This is a genomic window from Streptomyces sp. NPDC079020 (genome assembly GCF_044542225.1).
Classification (GTDB): Bacteria; Actinomycetota; Actinomycetes; order Streptomycetales; family Streptomycetaceae; genus Streptomyces.
On record NZ_JBITUB010000014.1, the window covers coordinates 103980 to 121309 of the forward strand.

Consider the following 17330-nt stretch of genomic DNA (forward strand, 5'->3'; position numbering starts at 1 on the left):
GCTCGGTTCAGTTGCTGTCATGGAGCAGGACCGAGCGGTCCGGCAGAACCCCTCGCTCCGGGCACAGAGATCCCGGAGAACGTTCGCGGCCGGGCTTCGTCGGGCCGAGACCGCCCGAGCGCACATCGGTGGGATGACCGATGTGCGGGCGGCGGGGGCGCGGCCATAGTCCTAGGGAGACGTTCGTGGGCGGCGTGATGCGCCCAGTTCTTGAAAGGACCCTTCTGTGGACACGTATGCGGATCTGGTGTTTCTCGGCGGTCGGGTGGTCACGGTCGATGCGGAGTTCTCCGTCGCCTCGGCCCTGGCGGTGACCGGTGGGGTCATCAGCGCCGTCGGCGGCCGGGACGACGTCGCGCCGCTCATCGGACCCGGCACCCGTGTCGTCGAGCTGCGGGGAGCGACACTGCTTCCCGGAATCAACGATTCGCATCTGCACGGATGCGCCTTCGGCATGGCGACGCCCCCGCTGTCCCTCGAACTCGGCCATCCCGCCGTGTCCTCCCTCGCGGACGCGGCCGAGGTGGTGCGGGAGGCCGTGGGACGGGTCCCGCACGGGCAGTGGATCACCGGGCACGGCTGGGACACCGGCTTCCTCGACGAGTGCGTCGCCGATCCCTCGCGGCAGCCGTCGCGGCACGACCTCGACGCCGTGAGCCCGGACCATCCGGTCGTTCTGTACTCCTTCTCCGGGCACGCCACCTGGGTCAACTCCAAGGCGCTGGAGCTCATCGGGGTCGACCGGCACACCGTCGCGCCGCCCGGCGGAGCCATCGTCGTGGACGAAACGGGGGAGCCGACCGGACTGCTCCACGAGGGGGCCCAGGCCCTCATCCAGAACGCGCTGCCGCCGCTCAGCCGGCAGGAACGGACCGACGCGATCAAGTCGGCCCTCGCCACGTTCGCCAGGCTCGGCGTCACCAGCTACACCGAGCCCGGACTCGGCCCCGGCGGCGACGGCATCATGCGGGGCGCGCTCGGCGCGGAAACCCTCGACGTCTACCGCGGGCTGCTGGCCGACGGCGAACTGACCGCCCGACTCGGCGTCCTGCTCCTGCCCACCGGAATGGCCAGCACCGCCGAGGAGTTCGCCCGCACCCTCACCGCCCTCGGCAAGCCCGGCGAGAGCGATCCCCGCCGCCTCGCGATCCTCGGAGTCAAGATCTTCGCGGACGGCATCGTCCCCAACAAGACGTCCTGGATGCATGAGCCGTACGTCGGCGGCGGCTGCGGCTCCCTGTGCGTCGGTGGCGAGACCGACAGCGAGCGGACCGCCGAGATCGACGCCATGATCCGGCACGCCCACACCGCCGGGCACCAGCTGGGCGTCCACGTCACCGGCGACCGGGCCTGCGACGCCGTCGCGGACGCGTTCGCCGCGGCCATGGCCGAGCACCCGCGGCCCGACGCCCGCCACTACGTCATCCACGGCGACTTCCTCACCGCGCACAGCATGAAGGTGCTGGCCGCGCACGACTTCGGCGTCAACATGAACCCCACCATCAAGTGGACCGTCGCCGACATGGAGGAGGAGTTCGTCGGCGCCGAGCGGGCCGCCTACGCCTGGCCCTACCGCGATGCCATCGATGCCGGCGTGCGGGTCGCGAGCGGGTCCGACGCCCCTGTCACCTACCCGGACTGGCGCCAGGGCATCGCCACCATGGTGCTGCGCGAGTCGAAGGCCGCCGGCCGGGTCAGCGGCCCCGAGCAGCGCATCGGACTGGCCGAGGCCATCCGTACGTACACGATCGACGCGGCCTGGCAGGACTTCGCCGACGACTGGAAGGGCTCCCTGGAGCCGGGCAAGGTCGCCGACCTGTGTGTGCTCGACGGGGACCTGCTCACCGCGGACCCGCACGACATCCCGGAGATGCCCGTCGTCCTCACCGTCATGGACGGGCAGATCGTGCACGAAACCCTTCGAGATTGACGTATTCCGGGCGCATGACCATCCTTGAGGGATGGCAGCGGAGCGGAGCAGTGGCGACATCCTGGACGCGGCCGTCCACGTCCGTGAGGCCGCCAGGAGCGCCACGGCCGGCGCGGCGGGCGTCGACACGGTCCTGGCCGCGCTGTCGGAAGTGGTGGAGTACGACCACGCCTCCCTGACCCGGTGGGACCCACTGCGCCGGCGCCACACCACCCTGGCCGGGAGCTACCCGGAGGACGCCACCTCCTACATCGAGACCCGCCTCCACCGGGATCCGGTGTTCCCCGTGCTCCGCAGCCCGGACCGGGGCGGACTCTGGCTCGGGGACGTCCCCCGGCAGCTGCTGGCGGCATCGCAGGGCTTCCAGGACGTACTGTCCCCCCTCGGCATCGAGGACGGCGTGGCCCAGTGCCTCTTCGCCGCCGACGGCCGGTACGTCGGCATGCTGAACGTCAGCACCCGCAGACCACGGCGCGCTCCGGATCCGGCGCGCGCCGTGGTCACACTGCTCACCGAGGCCCTTGCCGCCGCCGTCGCCACCGGCGCGGGTCCGTCGCCCGGGGAGATCGCCGCGGCCGGGCCCGAGGCGGACGCGCGGCCCGCGGACGCGCGGCGGTTCGGCGGGCTCTCGCCCCGCGAGCTCCAGGTGCTGGCCGAACTGACGGTCGGCCGTACCAACCGGGAGATCGCCGAGCGGCTGTACATCGCACCGCGCACCGTGGGGACCCATATCGAGCACATCCTCGCCAAGCTCGATCTCCCCAACCGCTCGGCAGCCGCCGCCCGCGCCGTCGCCTGGGGCATCGGACCCTCCCGCTGACGCGGGCCCGGAGGCGGTGACGCGGACGGGACCCGCGGCGGAACGGGGCTCAGACCGCCATCGCTTCCTGGGTCCACCGGCTCACCCGGTAGGGGACCCACCAGGCCAGGGGGCCGAGATGAAGGACGAGTTTCTCCTCGGTGAAGCCGTCCAGGGCGTCCTTGGCCACGGACGCCTGCGGCGCCCCGTAGGAGAGCTCCCCGACAGCGCGACGGTAGTGCGGTTCATCCGCTGTGAAGCGCTGGAGGTTGCCCCAGCGGCGGTCGCGGATCTGGAGGAAGCCGGGACCGTTGCGCCACAGGCACTTGCCCAGGTAGTGGCCGTTGCGCCAGGTGGAGAGCGCGGAGTCGGGCTCGGGGGTCCCGTGCAGGGTCCGGGGCGGCTGGAGATGGCTGATCGACTGCCAGTCGTCCGGACGCGACGGGTCCAGCCGGAGGTCCCATTCGACCAGTACGGCGCGGGCGGTGAGGTCCCGGACCAGGCTGAGCGCCCGCGCGGTGCGGCGTGCTCCGGCGAGGTCCCCCGTCGCCGTGAGGTCCACGGCGGCCGGCAGGGCCACGCGGCGGGCACCGAGTTCCCAGAGCCGGTCGCTCTCGGACGCCTCGGGGCCGGTCAGATCGAGGCTGCCCAGAAACATGCCGGGCAGGGCACAGGCGGCTTCGTCGTAGTCGCGCCAGGCCGTGACGCGCAGGGTGTCCGCGGTGGTGTCGAGGGCTGATTCCATGGCAGGGAGTCTCCGGCTCGTGGGGTTCGCTGGCATCGGGCTGGGCTGGGCTGGAGGGAAACAGGAGCCGTCGGGCCGACAGCGGGGCGGGGACCTCAGGCGAGTACGGCGTCGCGGTCCGGCTCGGCGCCGGCATCCGCCCCGGTACCGGACGCGGACGGGTCCGGGGACGCGGGCCCGGGTGCCGCGTGCGCATGACGCATGAAGTCCAGACGCAGCAGGTTCTCGTTCACGGCGGACGGTGCGACATGCACGTACTGGCCGCCGTCGGTGAAGAGGAGCCCGAGTTCCAGCCAGTGGGACAGCAACGCGTCGACGTCCGCCTCGGTACGGCCGTGGCCGGGTATCCGGACCGTCGCCTTGCGGAGGAGCGAGGCCGGTGCGTGCGGCTGGTCGAGGAGACGGAAGACTGCGGTCTCGAACGGGTCGGTCAGCTCCATCACCCGCCAGTCGAAGGAGCGGCGGGCGCTGACGAGGACGATGCGGTCACCGAGGTCGGTATGGGTGAGACGGGCGTCGGTGTGGTGCTCCTTCCAGAGCGCCAGGGCATCGTTGAGAGCCGATACGGTGACCGCCCCGATGCCCCGCTCGGGGGCCTCGAAGACGTAGGCGAGGTCGTACAGCTCCTCCTCCGGCAGGTCGTACGTGAAGCGGTAGTGCGCCTCCGGCCGCAGCCCGTCGAACCCCAGTGACGGCTGGTTGAAGTACGGGCTGAAGCGTTCGATGGCGATCCGGGCGGAGAGATCGACGGGCGGGTCGAGATGTTCCAGCGCCGGGATCTGGCCGATGACCCCTTCGTAGTCCTGCGCGCTCTCCCCGGGAAAACCGTGGAGGTAGTTCCACGAGACGGACAGTCCCGTCTCCGCCCCGTCCCTGAGCATCCGCACGTTCTGGCAGCCGCTGACGCCCTTGTCCATCAGGTCCAGGACCCGTTTGTTGAGGCTCTCGATGCCCGGCTGCACATAGATGAGACCGGCGTCGGCCAGGGTACGCAGCTGGTTGCGCCGCATATTGGCCTTGATCTCGATGTGCAGCCGCAGGTCGTACCCGCTCTCGATGATGCGGGGCAGCACGGTGGAGAGGTAGCCCATGTCGAGGATGTTGTCGACGACGTACATGTCGAGCACCCGGTGCTTGCGCGCCAGGTCCATGATCTCCCCGTAGAAGACGTCGGGGCTCTTGCTGCGGAACTGCATGAAGGAGCCGTTGAGTCCGCAGAAGGTGCAGTGGTGCTTCTCGCCCCACCAGCACCCGCGCGCTCCCTCGACGACGAGTTTGGGCTCGACCCAGTTGCGGGCGACGGAAGCGGCCAGGCGCTCGAAGTACCCGCTGTAGTCGGGCGACAGGATCGTCGCGGGCGGCAGCGGACTCGATGCCATGGGATTCGCGGTGCTGGAACCTCCCTCGCTCCGGTGGCAGAGCCCGGGGACCCCGGACAGGCTCTCTCCGTCGGCGAGCGCGCTGAGCAGCTGGGGGAACGCGGCCTCTCCCTCGCCCCGGACGACGTAGTCGAGGAACGGGAAGTTGCGGTGCAGCGCCGCGCCCTGTTCGGCGTCGCAGTTGGCGCCGCCGATGACCGTCCTGATGTGCGGGGCGAGCCGCTTCACCTGCCTGGCCGCGGCCAGCGCGGCGGTGTTCTGCTGGAAGGTGGACGTGAAACCGACGACGTCGGGCGCCTCGTCGACGATCCGCTGAGCGATCTCCGCGACGAAGTCCGGTGCCATCCGGTGCAGTTCATGGGACATCTTCATCCGGGACTTGCTCAGCTTGTTGCGCATCGCCTCGGTGAACTCCGCCTCGCGCCACGAAGGGTCGTCGTAGAGGGCCGAGGAGAAGACCCAGTCGCCGCACCCCATGAAGTACGAGGACAGGGAGTAGTACTCGTAGTCGGTCGGCGTGAACTCGGTGCGTGCCGTGATCCAGTCGGTGAACTCCAGGTTGGCGTGGAGCACCGTCGCCGTGGCACCGGGAACACGCTCGTCCACGCTGCGCTTGAGGATTCCCAGGGCGAGTGACGGAAGGTCGATGGGTGACCAGGGCATATTGACCAGCAGAACACGCACGGGGGCTCCTTGGCAGTGGTGCGGCGGGCAGGGGCGCACAAGGCACCGGAGGAATCGGGAGATCCGGGGAGAGGGAGAAGGAGAAGGGCCGGCCCGGTGCGCGGGCACGGGACCGGCCCCAGGAGCGACTAGTTCTCGACGTCCGCTTCCTCGGCGTTGCGGATGGGCACCGTGATGGTGATGCTGATGCCCGGCTTGCGGTTCTCCTCGTCGCCCGCGAGCGGGTCGTTGTTGATGATGTCCTTCTGCATGATGTGTCTACCTTTCCGTGAGGAGTCGAGCCGTTCCGTTCGCGGCCGGTTCGGGATCGCTTGCCGGCCGGACGGACTCCCCCCGCCTGGTGGAGGGGGGCGCTTCGGGGGTGGCGCGTGGACGGCCGCGGAGTTCGCGGTCGAGGAAGACGAGGGCGCCGCGCAGGACACTCAGGTGGTCCCGGCCGTCGTATCCGTCGTGGCCGGTGTCCAGCCACAGCGCCTCGTGGCGCTTGTGGTGGGTGACCAGTTCGTCCAGGTAGTCCTGGATCTGGCCGGGGGGACACTTGGCGTCGTGCGTCGCCGCGACGACCAGCAACGGCGCGTCGAGGTCCGGGACATAGGTGTGCGGAGAGCTTCGCGCGTAGCGCTCCGGGAACTCCTGCGGAGTTCCTCCGAAGAGCCGCTTGTCCAGTGCGCGCAGGGCGGGTGTGGTGGTCGCGTGCGCGTGGGCGAGATGGGCGACCGGTTTCACGGCGACGCCCGCCCGCCACAGGCCGGGGCGGGTCCCCAGGGCCAGCAGGGTGAGGTAGGCGCCCCAGGAGGTGCCCCACAGAGCGAGCGCCCGTGGGTCCGCCCAGCCGCGTGCGACCAGGTCCGCGCGGACCGACGCGAGGTCGGCGACCTGGGTGAGCCCCACCCCCTCCGTCATCGCGCTCCGCCAGGCCGGCCCGTACCCCGTGGAGCCGCGGTAGTTGACCCGCGCGACGGCGAAGCCGGACGCCACCAGGGAGTGCAGGGCACCGTCGTAGGCGTCGCGGTCGTGGTCGGCGGGACCGCCGTGGACGAGGAACACCGTGGGCGCCGGCGCGGACACTCCCTCGGGCAGGGTGACGAGGGTGTGCACCGGCCCGTCGGGGCCCGGAGTCCACAGATCGCGCGCTACGCCGGGGACACGCGGGGGGAGGTGCGGAGGGGAGGGCAGCGCGGTACCGGCGCTGGAGAGTGCGCGCGGCGGGGTGGTGGTACTGGTCCAGAGCGTGTGTACGTCGCCGTTCACCTGCTCGGAGGCGTCCAGCAGGGTGCCCGGCGCCGTGGGCAGTACGGTCAGCCGGCGGGCGGTGAGGTCGGCCCGGTGCAGGATGCTGCGGCCGTGCCGTTCCTGGCGGATCAGTACGGCACGGCCGTCCGGGCACCAGCGCCCGGTGATCTCCGTGTCGAACGCGCACCACAGGTGAGTGACGAGCGGCCGCTCCGGGGACCAGGTGGCAAGGAGGTAGCTGCCCTGCCACTCCCGTACGAGCAGCAGTTCCCGCCGGCCGGGAAGGGGCCCGAACCCGAGGGACCACAGGGCTCCTTCGGGTTCGTGCAGGACGGCGTGCCGGGTGCCGTCGGTACCGAACACGGTGACCGCGCTCGTGGAGCGGGCCTGCGCGCTGACGGCCAGCAGGTCACCGGCGGCGGTGATCCCGGTCAGATTCGCGTGCTGGGGGAGACGGGCCACCGCGTGGGCTTCACCGCCGAGCGGGCCGCTGTACACGGTGGTGCCTTCCGGGTCGCCCAGGGCGACCGCGACGGTGCCGTCGCGGCTCACGCCGAGCCCGCGTGCCAGACCCGCCGGGACGCCGTGGAGACCGTCGCGGGCCGGTCCGCCGTCGAAGGGCCGGAACTTCCAGAGGCCCACGCCGTGGGCGTCCTCCTCGAACCACCACACATGGGACCGGGCGTCGATGGAACCGTGGAAGGTGCCCAGCGGGTGGTCGGTCACCTGCCGGGCGGAGGCGGTCGTGGCGTCCCAGGTGAAGACCTCGCAGCGGCCGCCCGCGTCGGCGGTGAAGACCATCCGGTGCGGATCCGTCGCGCACACCTCGGGCAGCGCGTCCCGGGAGACCAGATATGGAGGGGGCGCTTCGCCCGCTGTGCGGGCGCGCCCGGAATCGGTGGCGGAGGGACCTGTCACGAGGTGCTCCCGGTGTTCTTGAGCGTACGGGGATGGGCCCAGCCGGTGTACACGGCGAGGGCGATGAGGGCCGCCGTGCAGCCGAGGGCGGGGCCGGCCGATCCCGCCCGTGCCGCGAGCAGCCCGGCCGCGGCGGGCCCCACCGCTGCGGCGCCGCCCGCCGCGGCGGCCAGGACTGCCCCGGCCCGGGCCTGGAGGTGCGGGGGAGTGGTGGCGATGGTCCTGGACTGGAGCACGACGGTGGCGCAGGGCAGGATCAGGCAGACCCCGCCGAACAGTGCGGCGAAGGCCCAGGGCGAACGGGCCGCGGCCAGGCCCGCGGCGAGCGGCACGAGCAGCCAGGTCACCGCGAGGAACGTGCGCGCGGCACCGAGCCGGACCGCCAGCGCGGGAGCCGCGAGTGCCCCCGCGATTCCGGCCGCCCCGGAAACGGCCAGGACCAGCCCGGTGGCGGAGCCGCTGTGGCCGTCACGCTCCAGGAAGAACAGCACCCCGAAGTAGAGGGCGGACAGCGCCCCGTTCACGACCGCGGTCCACAGCGTGACCAGGCGCAGCAGCGGAGTGGTACCCACCAGGCGCAGGCCGGCGCCCGCTTCGGTGAGCAGGGCCGCGCGGCGGAGCCGGCGCGCGCGAGGGTCCGGGCCCTCGGGAGAGGGGCCCGGACGAGCCGTGCCGTGCTCCCCGTCCGCGGGCCGGTCCGTGGGGGCGGCCGCGGGTCCAGCCCCTGCCGCCGCACGCGGATCCGCCCGCAGATCCGCACGCATGAACCCGACACACACGGCGGTCGCCGCGTACGACAGGGCATCGACGACGAAGGGCCAGGCACGGCCCAACTGGTAGAGGGCGCCCCCGAGCACGGGACCCAGGACCAGGGCGGCGTTGTCCCCCACCTGCAGCCGGGCCACGAGCCGGGGGTAGCCCTCCGGCGGGCAGATCATGGCGACCGTCCCGCGGGCCGCGGCGTCGTAGGCGGCGGTGCAGAGACGTTCCACCAGCACGGCGCACAGCAGCAGGACCAGGGGCGGCCGGCCCATGGCCACCATGACGGACACGGTCGCCATGGCCAGAGCGGCCAGACCCGCGGACCAGAGCATCACCGTCTTCCGGGCGCCCCGGTCGGCGGGGACCGCCGCCAGCGGTCCCAGTACCAGCCCGAAGGCCGCCGACGCACCCGCGATCAGACCGACCGCGGCAGGGGAGTACCCCAGCGTGAGCAGCAGCAGCGGGAGCACGATGCCCGAGGTCTGGGTCCCGAGAGCGTCCGCGGTGCTCGCCCACCAGAACAGGCGTACATCACGGGGCGAGGCGGGAGGATCGGCCGCGGGCGGAGCAGCCGGACTGTCGCTCGCCCTGGGAGCCGGCGTCGCTGCCATTCATCTCCCCCTCTCCGCCCGCGACGTGAAGAAAGCTCTTCACCAATCAGCTACAACTTGCTGAAAATGAAAAGGAATTGAAACGAGCCGGAGCCTAGCCAGGCGTCGGCGGACGCCACAAGGGCATCGCGGAGTCCGGAATTACCGGCCCACGGCGAAATCCGGCCTTGGTCCGGAAGGCTGTACGAGCCTTCGGGATGCTGCGCCGCTTACCTGTCCGCGATGGCGTGAAAGCCTGGAGGTCGCGTTGGCCGGCGCGGGAGGCGGCGCCCGAGAATTCGCTCCGGCACACGGCCGCCGGTCCGTGACCCGGCATTCCGGACCGGTGATGCAGCCCTTTGCCGTCACCGGTGGGTGAGACACCCACGCCTTCCGACCTCAGGCTTCCGCATCCCAACGAGTAGACCGAAATGCAGAGTTCATGATTCCGGTGCCTGTGGAGCAACCGGCCCGCCCTGGGCGGAGCCGTGCTCCGCCGCATTCTCGGAGGCGAAGCGCCCGGCTCCGTATCCGGGGGCGGCCCTCGGCGGATGCGCGGCTGCAACGATGAGGACCCGGCGGGTCCCGGTCGGCGCCCCCGGGCCCGTACGGCAGCTCCCGGCACCGTGATTGGCCGAAAGAGAAGGACTCGGGGGTACCTGCCGCTGTGTGGCCGGTACCCCCGAGTCCGTCGGGCGGAAGGAGATGCCCCAACAGCCCCGCGACCACCGGACCGGCTGCTCGACGCCGCTGTCCCGCGTACGGGGAATCCGGGTCCCGTCCGATACTTGTGAGGGTCCTGTCCGACTCGTGTCAGATTCCTGTCAGACCCGCGAGGTGGGGCAACCGGTGACGACACGTCACCCTCTCCCCGGTGCGAGGGGCGCTCCTGAGGTTTCCGGGGCGCCGAGCATCACCGACACGAGGAGACACCATCGTGAGACAGCTCTCACGCGCGCTGACGGCTGCCCTGGCGGCCGTGGCGCTGGCGGCGAGTGCGCCATGGCCGGCGTACGCGCGGCCGGCCGCCGGCTCCATACCCGGCGCGACGGCGGACGTCGCCGGGGAGCGGCTGCCGGAAGGGTGGCGCGTCGAGGGCGGGGAACTGGTCTGGCACTCACCCGAACCCGTGGGCATGGGCGGTTCCCTGGTCGAGTTCCGCTCGGGGGAGCGGACGCTCGGCATCCCGAAGCCCTCCCCCGACCAGCGCACCTTCCGGCTGCGGCTCGACGGGGCCGGGACCGGCCCGGTGAACGGACTCCAGGTGGTCGCCGGTTCGCGGCGGCTGGACGCCGCAGGGGCGGACCGGGCTCCCGGCCCGCAGCGCTCGACGGCCGTGCCGGAGCCACAGAAACCGTTCCCCGCCAACCCGGTCGACCCCGGCGTAGCGGGCAAGTACCGCACTACCAGCGGTGAGTACGCCCTGAAGCCGGTCAAGCTGCCGGGCTACGCCGAACCCGTGGAGATGCGTGCCACGGTCGTCGGCCCGACGGGCGCGCCGGGGAAGCGGCCGATGGTGCTCTTCCTCCACGGCCGCAGCGCCACCTGCTACGAGCCCGGCGGGAACAGCGCCGGGATGCGGTGGCCGTGCGAGCCGGGCCACAAGGCGGTCCCGAGCTACCGCGGCTTTCTGCACGACCAGGAGCGCCTGGCCTCCCAGGGGTATGTGACCGTCTCCATCTCCGCGAACGGCGTCAACGCGCAGGACGGCCGCACGGCCGACTACGGGGCGCAGGCCCGTTCGTCCCTGGTGCGCCGGCACCTCGCCCGCTGGGCGGCCTGGGGCACCGACCCCGCGAAGGCGCCCGGTGCCGTGCGCGCGACGGCGCCCGCGGACCTCTCCAAGGTGCTCCTGGTCGGCCACTCCCGGGGCGGCGAGGGCGTCAACCGGGCCGCCCTCGACAGTGTCTCCCCGCCGCCGCCCGCCGAGGACGGCTACCGGGGACCGGTGGGCTGGCGGATCCGCGGCACCGTACTGATCGGCCCCACCATCTTCGGGCAGAACCCCACCCCCGATGTGCCCTCCATGAGCATCCTGCCGGGCTGCGACGGCGATGTGAGCGACCTCCAGGGCCAGCTCTACCTCGACGGCACCCGGGGCATCGGCCGGGGCACGGCGCTGCACAGCGCGGTGTACATGGTCGGCGCCAACCACAACTACTTCAACACGGAGTGGACACCCGGCCAGGCCGAGGCACCGGCCGCCGACGACTTCTGGGACGAGAAGGACAACCCGGACCCCGTGTGCTCGGCCGGGGCCGCCACCCGGCTGAGCGCCGAGCAGCAGCAGACGGCGGGCACCACCTACATCGCCGCCGCCGCACGGCTCTTCCTCGCGGGCGACGACCGGGTCCGACCGCTGCTCGACGGCTCCGGCCGGCGGGCGCCCTCGGCCGGCCCCGCCCGGGTGCTGACCCACGCGATCGGCGGAAACCGTACCCCGGCGATCCTGCCCGACAGCCCGCTCTCGGTGACGAACGGGCGGGTGTGCCGACAGATCACGACGCACAGCGGCCGGGCCTGCGGGCCGGACTCCGGCCCCGGTGGATCGCCGCACTTCGCGTCCTGGACGAACGCCACCGACGAACCGGGCCGCAACGCGGTCACGGCCCGCTGGGCCGAGCTGGGCACCCCGGTCCGGCTGACGCCGCGGCGAGCCTTCTCGCTGGCGGGCTCCGAGGCGCTCGCCCTGCGGGTGATGGTGCCGCCGAACACGCGGGGCACCCGGCTCGATGTCGCTCTCACCGACACCTCGGGCAAGCGGGTGAGCCTCGGTGAGGTCACCGTCGACGGACTTCCCGGCTCCGCGTCGACGGCGGCCCACTGGGCGCGTGAGGTCCGCGTCCCGCTGGGAGCCGCCGTCGGTGCCGGTGCCGACCTGAAGCGGACACGGTCGCTGGAGATCACCCCGCGCAGCGACTCCGGCGAACTCTGGCTGATGGACGCCTGGGGCTGGCGCCCCGGAACCCCCGCCGTACGCCCCGTCGCGCTCCCGCGCGTCGACATCGGCAGCCTGACCGTCAAGGAGGGCGACTCCGGCACCCGCACCTACCGGGTGCCCGTCCGGGTCACCGGCAAGGGCACCGGAGTGGTCAAGCTCGCCGTCCTCGACCCGGAGACCTACACATCGACGGTCCGTACGGTGGAGGTGAGGGCCGGAGGTTCCCTGGAGGCGTCGATCACGGTCGAGGGCAACTCCCGCTACGACTACGACATCCTCCACGAGGTCGCGGCCAAGCCCGTGCGCGGCACGGCGGTCGGCGGCGGGTTCGGGGGCGTGCTCGTCGAGAACGACGACCCCCGTCCCACGCTCACCGTGACCCCGGTCGCCGACTCGGTCACCGAGGGCGGGAAGCTCACCTGGAAGGTGGAGATCTCCGAGCCCGCCGACACCGGCATCGAGACACGTATCGATCTCCTGCCGGTGAGCGAGGGCACGGAGCTGTCCACGAAGGACGTCGACGAGGAGTGGCTCTCCGAGCTCGGCGAGTCCGCCGACCCGGAGCGGCCCCTGTCCGCGGGCGGCTCCTCCCTCTGGGTCTTTGTCCCCGCGGGCGAAACGAGCGCCGAGGTGTCCGTGCCCACGGTCACCGACGCGTTGACCGAACCGGAGGAGACCCTGCGGATGCGGGTGAACATCCTCAGCGGGGACGACTGGTCGGAGGGTCCCCTCCTCACGGGAAGGGTCATGGACGCGAGCCGGGGCTGAACCCCGGACCCCGCGTCCCGCGCCGACGGCGCGTGGGCGGGGCGCTCGCCCGTTCCTCCGGGGAAGCGGTGCCGTACGGCGAGGAGTGTCCGCCGTACGGCACCGCCGTGTTCATCCCGGCCCGCTCACCGGTGAGGAGACGGGCGCGTACGCCGGCGGCTCCGGCACAGGGCGTGTCCGGACGCCGGACGCCGAGCGCGGACCACGATGCCAGGCGGTGTCAGCCGATGAGCTTGACCAGTTGCACGCCGCTGTACGCCCGAACCCCGTCGCGGGTGACGACGGCGCGGACCGTCACCCATCCGGCACCTCCACCGGAGTCCGGCGCGAGCCACACGCTGCCGTCGGACCCGGTGTCCAGATGCGCGATCGGGCGGCCGTCGAGTTCCCAGGTGATCTCGGCACCGGTCAGGTCGATCGGACTGCCGTCCCAGGCCGCGAGGGACAGCGCCGCCCGGCCGGTACCTCCTGCGGGGAGTTCGCCGGGCGTGGCCGTGAGCCGGAGGTCGGCGTGCACCGTGTTCGAGCGGTACCCGGCCAGATCCGCCGGATACCAGGCGAGTTCGGGCACGAAGCGGCCGCCCGTCCATCGCGCGAGGTGGCCCGGCCGGTGATGGGCGTCGTTGATCAGCGCATACGTCGGTCTTCCGTTCTCGCAGGCGACAAAGCCGTGCGGGGCCACGGTCACCGTGCCGAGCGTGCCGGGCAGTGGCAGCGCACGGGGCTGGAGGTCGTGGCTGGCGAAGATCTCCACGCCCCCGTCGAACGCGGTGCGTGAGACCTTCAGGTCCTCGGTGAGGTACCGGAACGCTGTCATCGCCCGCCCGAAGTACCGGGCGGCGACGCGCTTCTGGACCAGCGACAGCCCCTTGAGCATCTCGAATCCGCGCCCCGCCCTGAAGTCCGCCTCCATGTGCTGCGCCTGGTAATGCATGTTGAGGCCGAACGCCAGCGACCAGCTCAGATTCTCGGTGGTGTCGATGCCGCGGTCGAGGTTGTGCGGGTAGAACGCGATCTTGTCGTGCATGACGGCTGTGCCCAGCGGCCATTGCTGGACCACGACGCCGTTGCGGTTGGGCCCGTCATAGGTGTTGGCCCGTTCACCCTGCATGGTGTTGAGATAGAAGCCGAGGCTCGACGTCAGGTTCTGGAAGAGCCGGTCACCGCCGACCCCCTCGGTGCCGATCGGCAGAATCGCGGCCGACTGCGCGGTCTGCTCCACTATCTCCTCGCAGTACGCGTACGGTGGCGCGCCGAAGTCCGCCGAGTAGTCGTACTCCCGGCGCGCGATCTCGTCCTGGAACATCATGTCCATGCCGTACCGGTCGCGGAAGGTACGGAGCTGGTCGAGGATCAGGGCCCGGGGTGCCTTCCGCCAGCCGCCGATGAGATACCCGAGGTTGTCGGTGTGCGTCTTGGTGACCAGCCTGCCGCGCCCGTCCCGGATCCCGATCCGTTCGACGCCGCCGAGCAGGGCCACCGCTCGGCTGTCGGGGTGCCACCAGGTCGGATTGGTGTACGCGCTGGCATAGTTCCCGCGCTCGTGGACGGTGTCGATGAGCCGCTGGAACTCCGCGGGCCCGCCGAGGTAGTCGAACGACAGGAAGTCCGGGTAGTGGTGGTCGTGCCGGCCGTCGGAGTAGTAGCTGGCGAGTTCGACGCTGTACGGTCCGCCGGGTACCGCCCGCAGGTACTCGAAGGCCGCTTCCGGCCGTCCGGTCGCCCAGGTTCCGCCGGTGGGCTGCCAGAGGTCCATCTTGAGGTGCACCGATTCGGCGAGCCCCGCGTGCAGTTGGGGGCCGAGCTTGTCCGGGAGCCCGCGCCAGGCGTTCATCCTGTTGTCCGCCCGGTACGCCGCGAACAGGTCGAACGCGGTGCCGCCCGTCGCGAGCCGGGTCGCCGGAAGCCTGTGGGACGTGCCCGGCGCGATCCAGGCGTCCAGGCGGTGCATCAGCCCGGTCAGGGATTCGGCGCGGGCGCGGCCGCCCACGAAGCCGAACTGGGTCGGGCGGTAGGGCTTGTCGCTCGCGGGCTGCACGGAGTACACCCCGAGCGCGGAGTCGTCCTCCTCGAACAGGATCAGGTCGTGGGTCGCGGTCGGCATCCCGTAGTTGGCGTAGAAGCCCCCGGCGAGCACCGACCGGGTATGGGCGAGCCCGCCCCACTTCGGCGCGATGCCGAGCATGGTGCCTTCGGAGGGGATGACCCGGTAGGCCACTTCGGGGCAGGCGACGCGCAGGATCGGCCGGGACCAGAGGTTCCGGACGGCGGTCGGGCGCAGTTCGAGATGTCCTGAACGGAGCCGCACCGCCACGTCGGCGGCGTAGAACCCGGGCACCGTGAGCCTGACGGTGGCCTCATCGGCGGCGACCCGGACGACCTCGGCCGTGGCCTCGTCGGAGAAGACGCCGGTGCCGTTGTCGTAGTACACGGCGAGCGGCAGCACACCGGGGGACTGGACCCGGCCGCCGGCACTCCAGTCGAGCAGCCGGCCGCGGCTGTCGATGAGGACCCGGTCCGTGCCACTGGTCAGTTCCAGCGCACCGGCCCTGCTCCAGGTGTCCACCGGCCCGCCGTCGCCGGCCACCTCTATGGAGTCGATGTCGAGCACGAACGGCTCGGCCGACTGCTTGTCGTCGGGGAAGAACACGAGCACCAGCCGGCGCAGAGGATAGGTGAGCTGTCCGTCGCCCTTCCCGCTCCATGCCATCCGGGACAACCGCTGAGGCTCGAACGTGACCCTGGTCCGCCCGTTGAATCCGGTCGGGTCGATCCGGCTCGTGAGTGTGCCCCACTCCTCGTTCTCGTGGTCGAAGAGCTTCAGCCAGAGGTTGCCCTTCTTCGGCGTCACCCCGGTGAGCCACACGGACACCCGGCTCAGGCGCGGCGTGTACGGGCTCGGGAACGCGATGGAGAACTCGCTGTACGCATCGGTCATGGTGACCCGCGACTGCCCGGCCGTGCCGGTGGCCGCGAGGGTCGTCCGGTGCAGTGTGGTCGGTGGCAGATCGTGCGGTACGCCGTCGACGACGAGGCGCACGGTCGCGGCGTCGGCGTCGGCGTCGGGGTCGGCGTCGGCGGGCGGCGCGGCAGAGGCGGCGGGGGGTGCGATGACGGTGGTGACGGGCACGGACACGGCGGCGGTTCCGGCAAGGAAGGTGCGGCGCTTCATGGGTACGCTCCGACGGCGGCTCGATGGGAGGCGGCGTCTGCACCGTATGGTCCAGCCCTTAACGCGTCAACACTCCTGACGCCGCGCGTACTTGGGCTCTTGCATAGTGCGTCAATCGTGGTCGCGATGATCCTTCGGCCGAAGAATTGATGCGTCAAGGCTCGTGTGTGGGGCGCTGCGGGCGTACGCGGAGGGACGGGCAGGTATCCGCCGCCGTCCCGGCCGGAGTGGGCGGCCGGACCCGGGGTATCCGGGAGACATGACTGTCGAGAAGACGAGTGTCCTGGTTCTGGACTGCGCGGAACCACTGGAACTGGCCGGGTTCTACTGCCAGTTGCTCAACGCGGAAAGCCGGATCGGGAGCGATCCGGACTTCGTGGAGGTGGTCGGGGGCCGCGGTGTGCATCTGGCCGTCCGCCGCGACCACGGCTATGCGCCGCCGAGCTGGCCGCGCCCGGAGGACGCGCAACAGGCCCATCTGCGCATCCTGGTGCCCCCGGGCGACATGGACGAAGCGGAGCGCGAGGTGATCGGTCTGGGCGCCAGGCCGGTCGACACCAAGGACAACAGCTGTCCACGCGATGTCAGGGTCTACACGGATCCCGCGGGGCATTCCTTCTCCCTCGCCGTGTACCCGTCCTCCCTCTCCTCGCACAGCTGAGGAACGTGCCCTCGGCGCCGTCGCGAGCGGTCCGCGGACAGGCCCATTACCCTGCCGCCGTAAAGGTGACAAGTCGCCCACCCCGCACCTCGTGGGCCGTCTACTGTACGGACACGCGCTGCCTTCCGCAGCCACCCGAGGAGGAGTCCTGTGCCATCGTCCTGCGACCCCAAGTACGCCGCCGCCGGCGATGTCGGCGCGGCGCTCATGCTGATCGACTCCCGGCTCAAGGGCATTCACGCCGGCAAGACCGAGACCGACCCCGAACAGCAGATGCTGATCGAACAGTTCACCGCGTCAATGGGCCCCAAGGGAGCCGGTGACCTGCTGGACGGTGCGTGCACGCTCATCTTCATGTTCATGACGTGGCTGCGGAAGGCACACGAGGAGCACGACAAGGACGTCATCGAGTATGTGGTGCCCAACCTCGTGGGCACCATGCGCATGATGCCCAAGAGCGTGCCCTCCGAGGCCATCCCCACCATGGCCGGCCTGGTCATCGCCGCGGGCACCGGCCTGAGCCCCAACCTGTGGCGCCGGCAGTACGGGGACTGGACACAGGAGGAGATGACCCCTCTCGAAGCCACGGCCTTCCTGCTCGCGGAACACATCAACCGCATCACCGACGACCCCGACTTCGCCACGCGCATGATTACCGAAGCTCTGTCCGGAGCGGACGAGGACTGATCCGCCGCATCCTGCGCGCGGGCCCTTCCGGTCCCCGGACCCACCCCACGGATACGCCGCC

At 71.5% G+C, this 17330-nt stretch carries 11 protein-coding genes; 5 read left to right on the plus strand and 6 right to left on the minus strand.

The features are described 5' to 3' along the window. Positions 1-226 precede the first annotated feature (226 nt). Both ACIGJO_RS26925 and ACIGJO_RS26930 read left to right on the plus strand, forming a co-directional pair. Positions 227-1930, plus strand: coding sequence for an amidohydrolase (locus ACIGJO_RS26925; protein WP_399962295.1), 1704 nt, complete (start codon positions 227-229; stop codon positions 1928-1930). Between the two features lie 31 nt (positions 1931-1961). Next, positions 1962-2750 (plus strand): LuxR C-terminal-related transcriptional regulator, encoded by a 789-nt coding sequence (locus ACIGJO_RS26930; RefSeq protein ID WP_399962297.1) that lies wholly within the window; start codon positions 1962-1964, stop codon positions 2748-2750. 49 nt (positions 2751-2799) lie between these two features. Here ACIGJO_RS26930 and ACIGJO_RS26935 read toward each other — a convergent pair whose 3' ends face one another. From ACIGJO_RS26935 to ACIGJO_RS26955, 5 genes are all read right to left on the minus strand, one after another. Next, entirely contained in the window at positions 2800-3474 is a 675-nt protein-coding gene (locus ACIGJO_RS26935) for a DUF5825 family protein (protein WP_399962299.1), read from the minus strand. A gap of 95 nt (positions 3475-3569) precedes the next feature. Next, positions 3570-5537 carry a RiPP maturation radical SAM C-methyltransferase gene (locus ACIGJO_RS26940; RefSeq protein ID WP_399962301.1) on the minus strand — a complete coding sequence of 656 codons (1968 nt, stop codon included), beginning with the start codon at positions 5535-5537 and terminating at the stop codon, positions 3570-3572. Positions 5538-5665: 128 nt separating this feature from the next. Beyond that, on the minus strand, positions 5666-5788 hold the full coding sequence (locus tag ACIGJO_RS26945) for a hypothetical protein (RefSeq protein WP_329941571.1): 123 nt from the start codon (positions 5786-5788) through the stop codon (positions 5666-5668). A 7-nt stretch (positions 5789-5795) separates the two neighbouring features. Beyond that, positions 5796-7688: a prolyl oligopeptidase family serine peptidase gene (locus tag ACIGJO_RS26950; RefSeq protein WP_399962304.1), complete on the minus strand. Its 1893-nt coding sequence runs from the start codon at positions 7686-7688 to the stop codon at positions 5796-5798. Further along, positions 7685-9061: an MFS transporter gene (locus ACIGJO_RS26955; RefSeq protein ID WP_399962306.1), complete on the minus strand. Its 1377-nt coding sequence runs from the start codon at positions 9059-9061 to the stop codon at positions 7685-7687. Before ACIGJO_RS26955 ends, ACIGJO_RS26950 begins: the two co-directional genes overlap by 4 nt. Before the next feature lie 916 nt (positions 9062-9977). On the opposite strand from ACIGJO_RS26955, the gene ACIGJO_RS26960 reads away from it, so the two are divergent. Further along, entirely contained in the window at positions 9978-12749 is a 2772-nt protein-coding gene (locus tag ACIGJO_RS26960) for a hypothetical protein (RefSeq protein ID WP_399962308.1), read from the plus strand. A gap of 220 nt (positions 12750-12969) precedes the next feature. On the opposite strand, the gene ACIGJO_RS26965 is transcribed toward ACIGJO_RS26960, so the two are convergent. Next, positions 12970-15921: a hypothetical protein gene (locus tag ACIGJO_RS26965; protein ID WP_399962311.1), complete on the minus strand. Its 2952-nt coding sequence runs from the start codon at positions 15919-15921 to the stop codon at positions 12970-12972. 259 nt (positions 15922-16180) lie between these two features. On the opposite strand from ACIGJO_RS26965, the gene ACIGJO_RS26970 reads away from it, so the two are divergent. Both ACIGJO_RS26970 and ACIGJO_RS26975 read left to right on the plus strand, forming a co-directional pair. Then, positions 16181-16582 carry a VOC family protein gene (locus tag ACIGJO_RS26970; RefSeq protein ID WP_399962313.1) on the plus strand — a complete coding sequence of 134 codons (402 nt, stop codon included), beginning with the start codon at positions 16181-16183 and terminating at the stop codon, positions 16580-16582. Positions 16583-16732: 150 nt separating this feature from the next. Further along, a complete protein-coding gene (locus ACIGJO_RS26975; protein ID WP_399962315.1) occupies positions 16733-17269 on the plus strand; it encodes a hypothetical protein in 537 nt (178 codons plus the stop codon). The last annotated feature ends 61 nt before the right edge of the window (positions 17270-17330 follow it).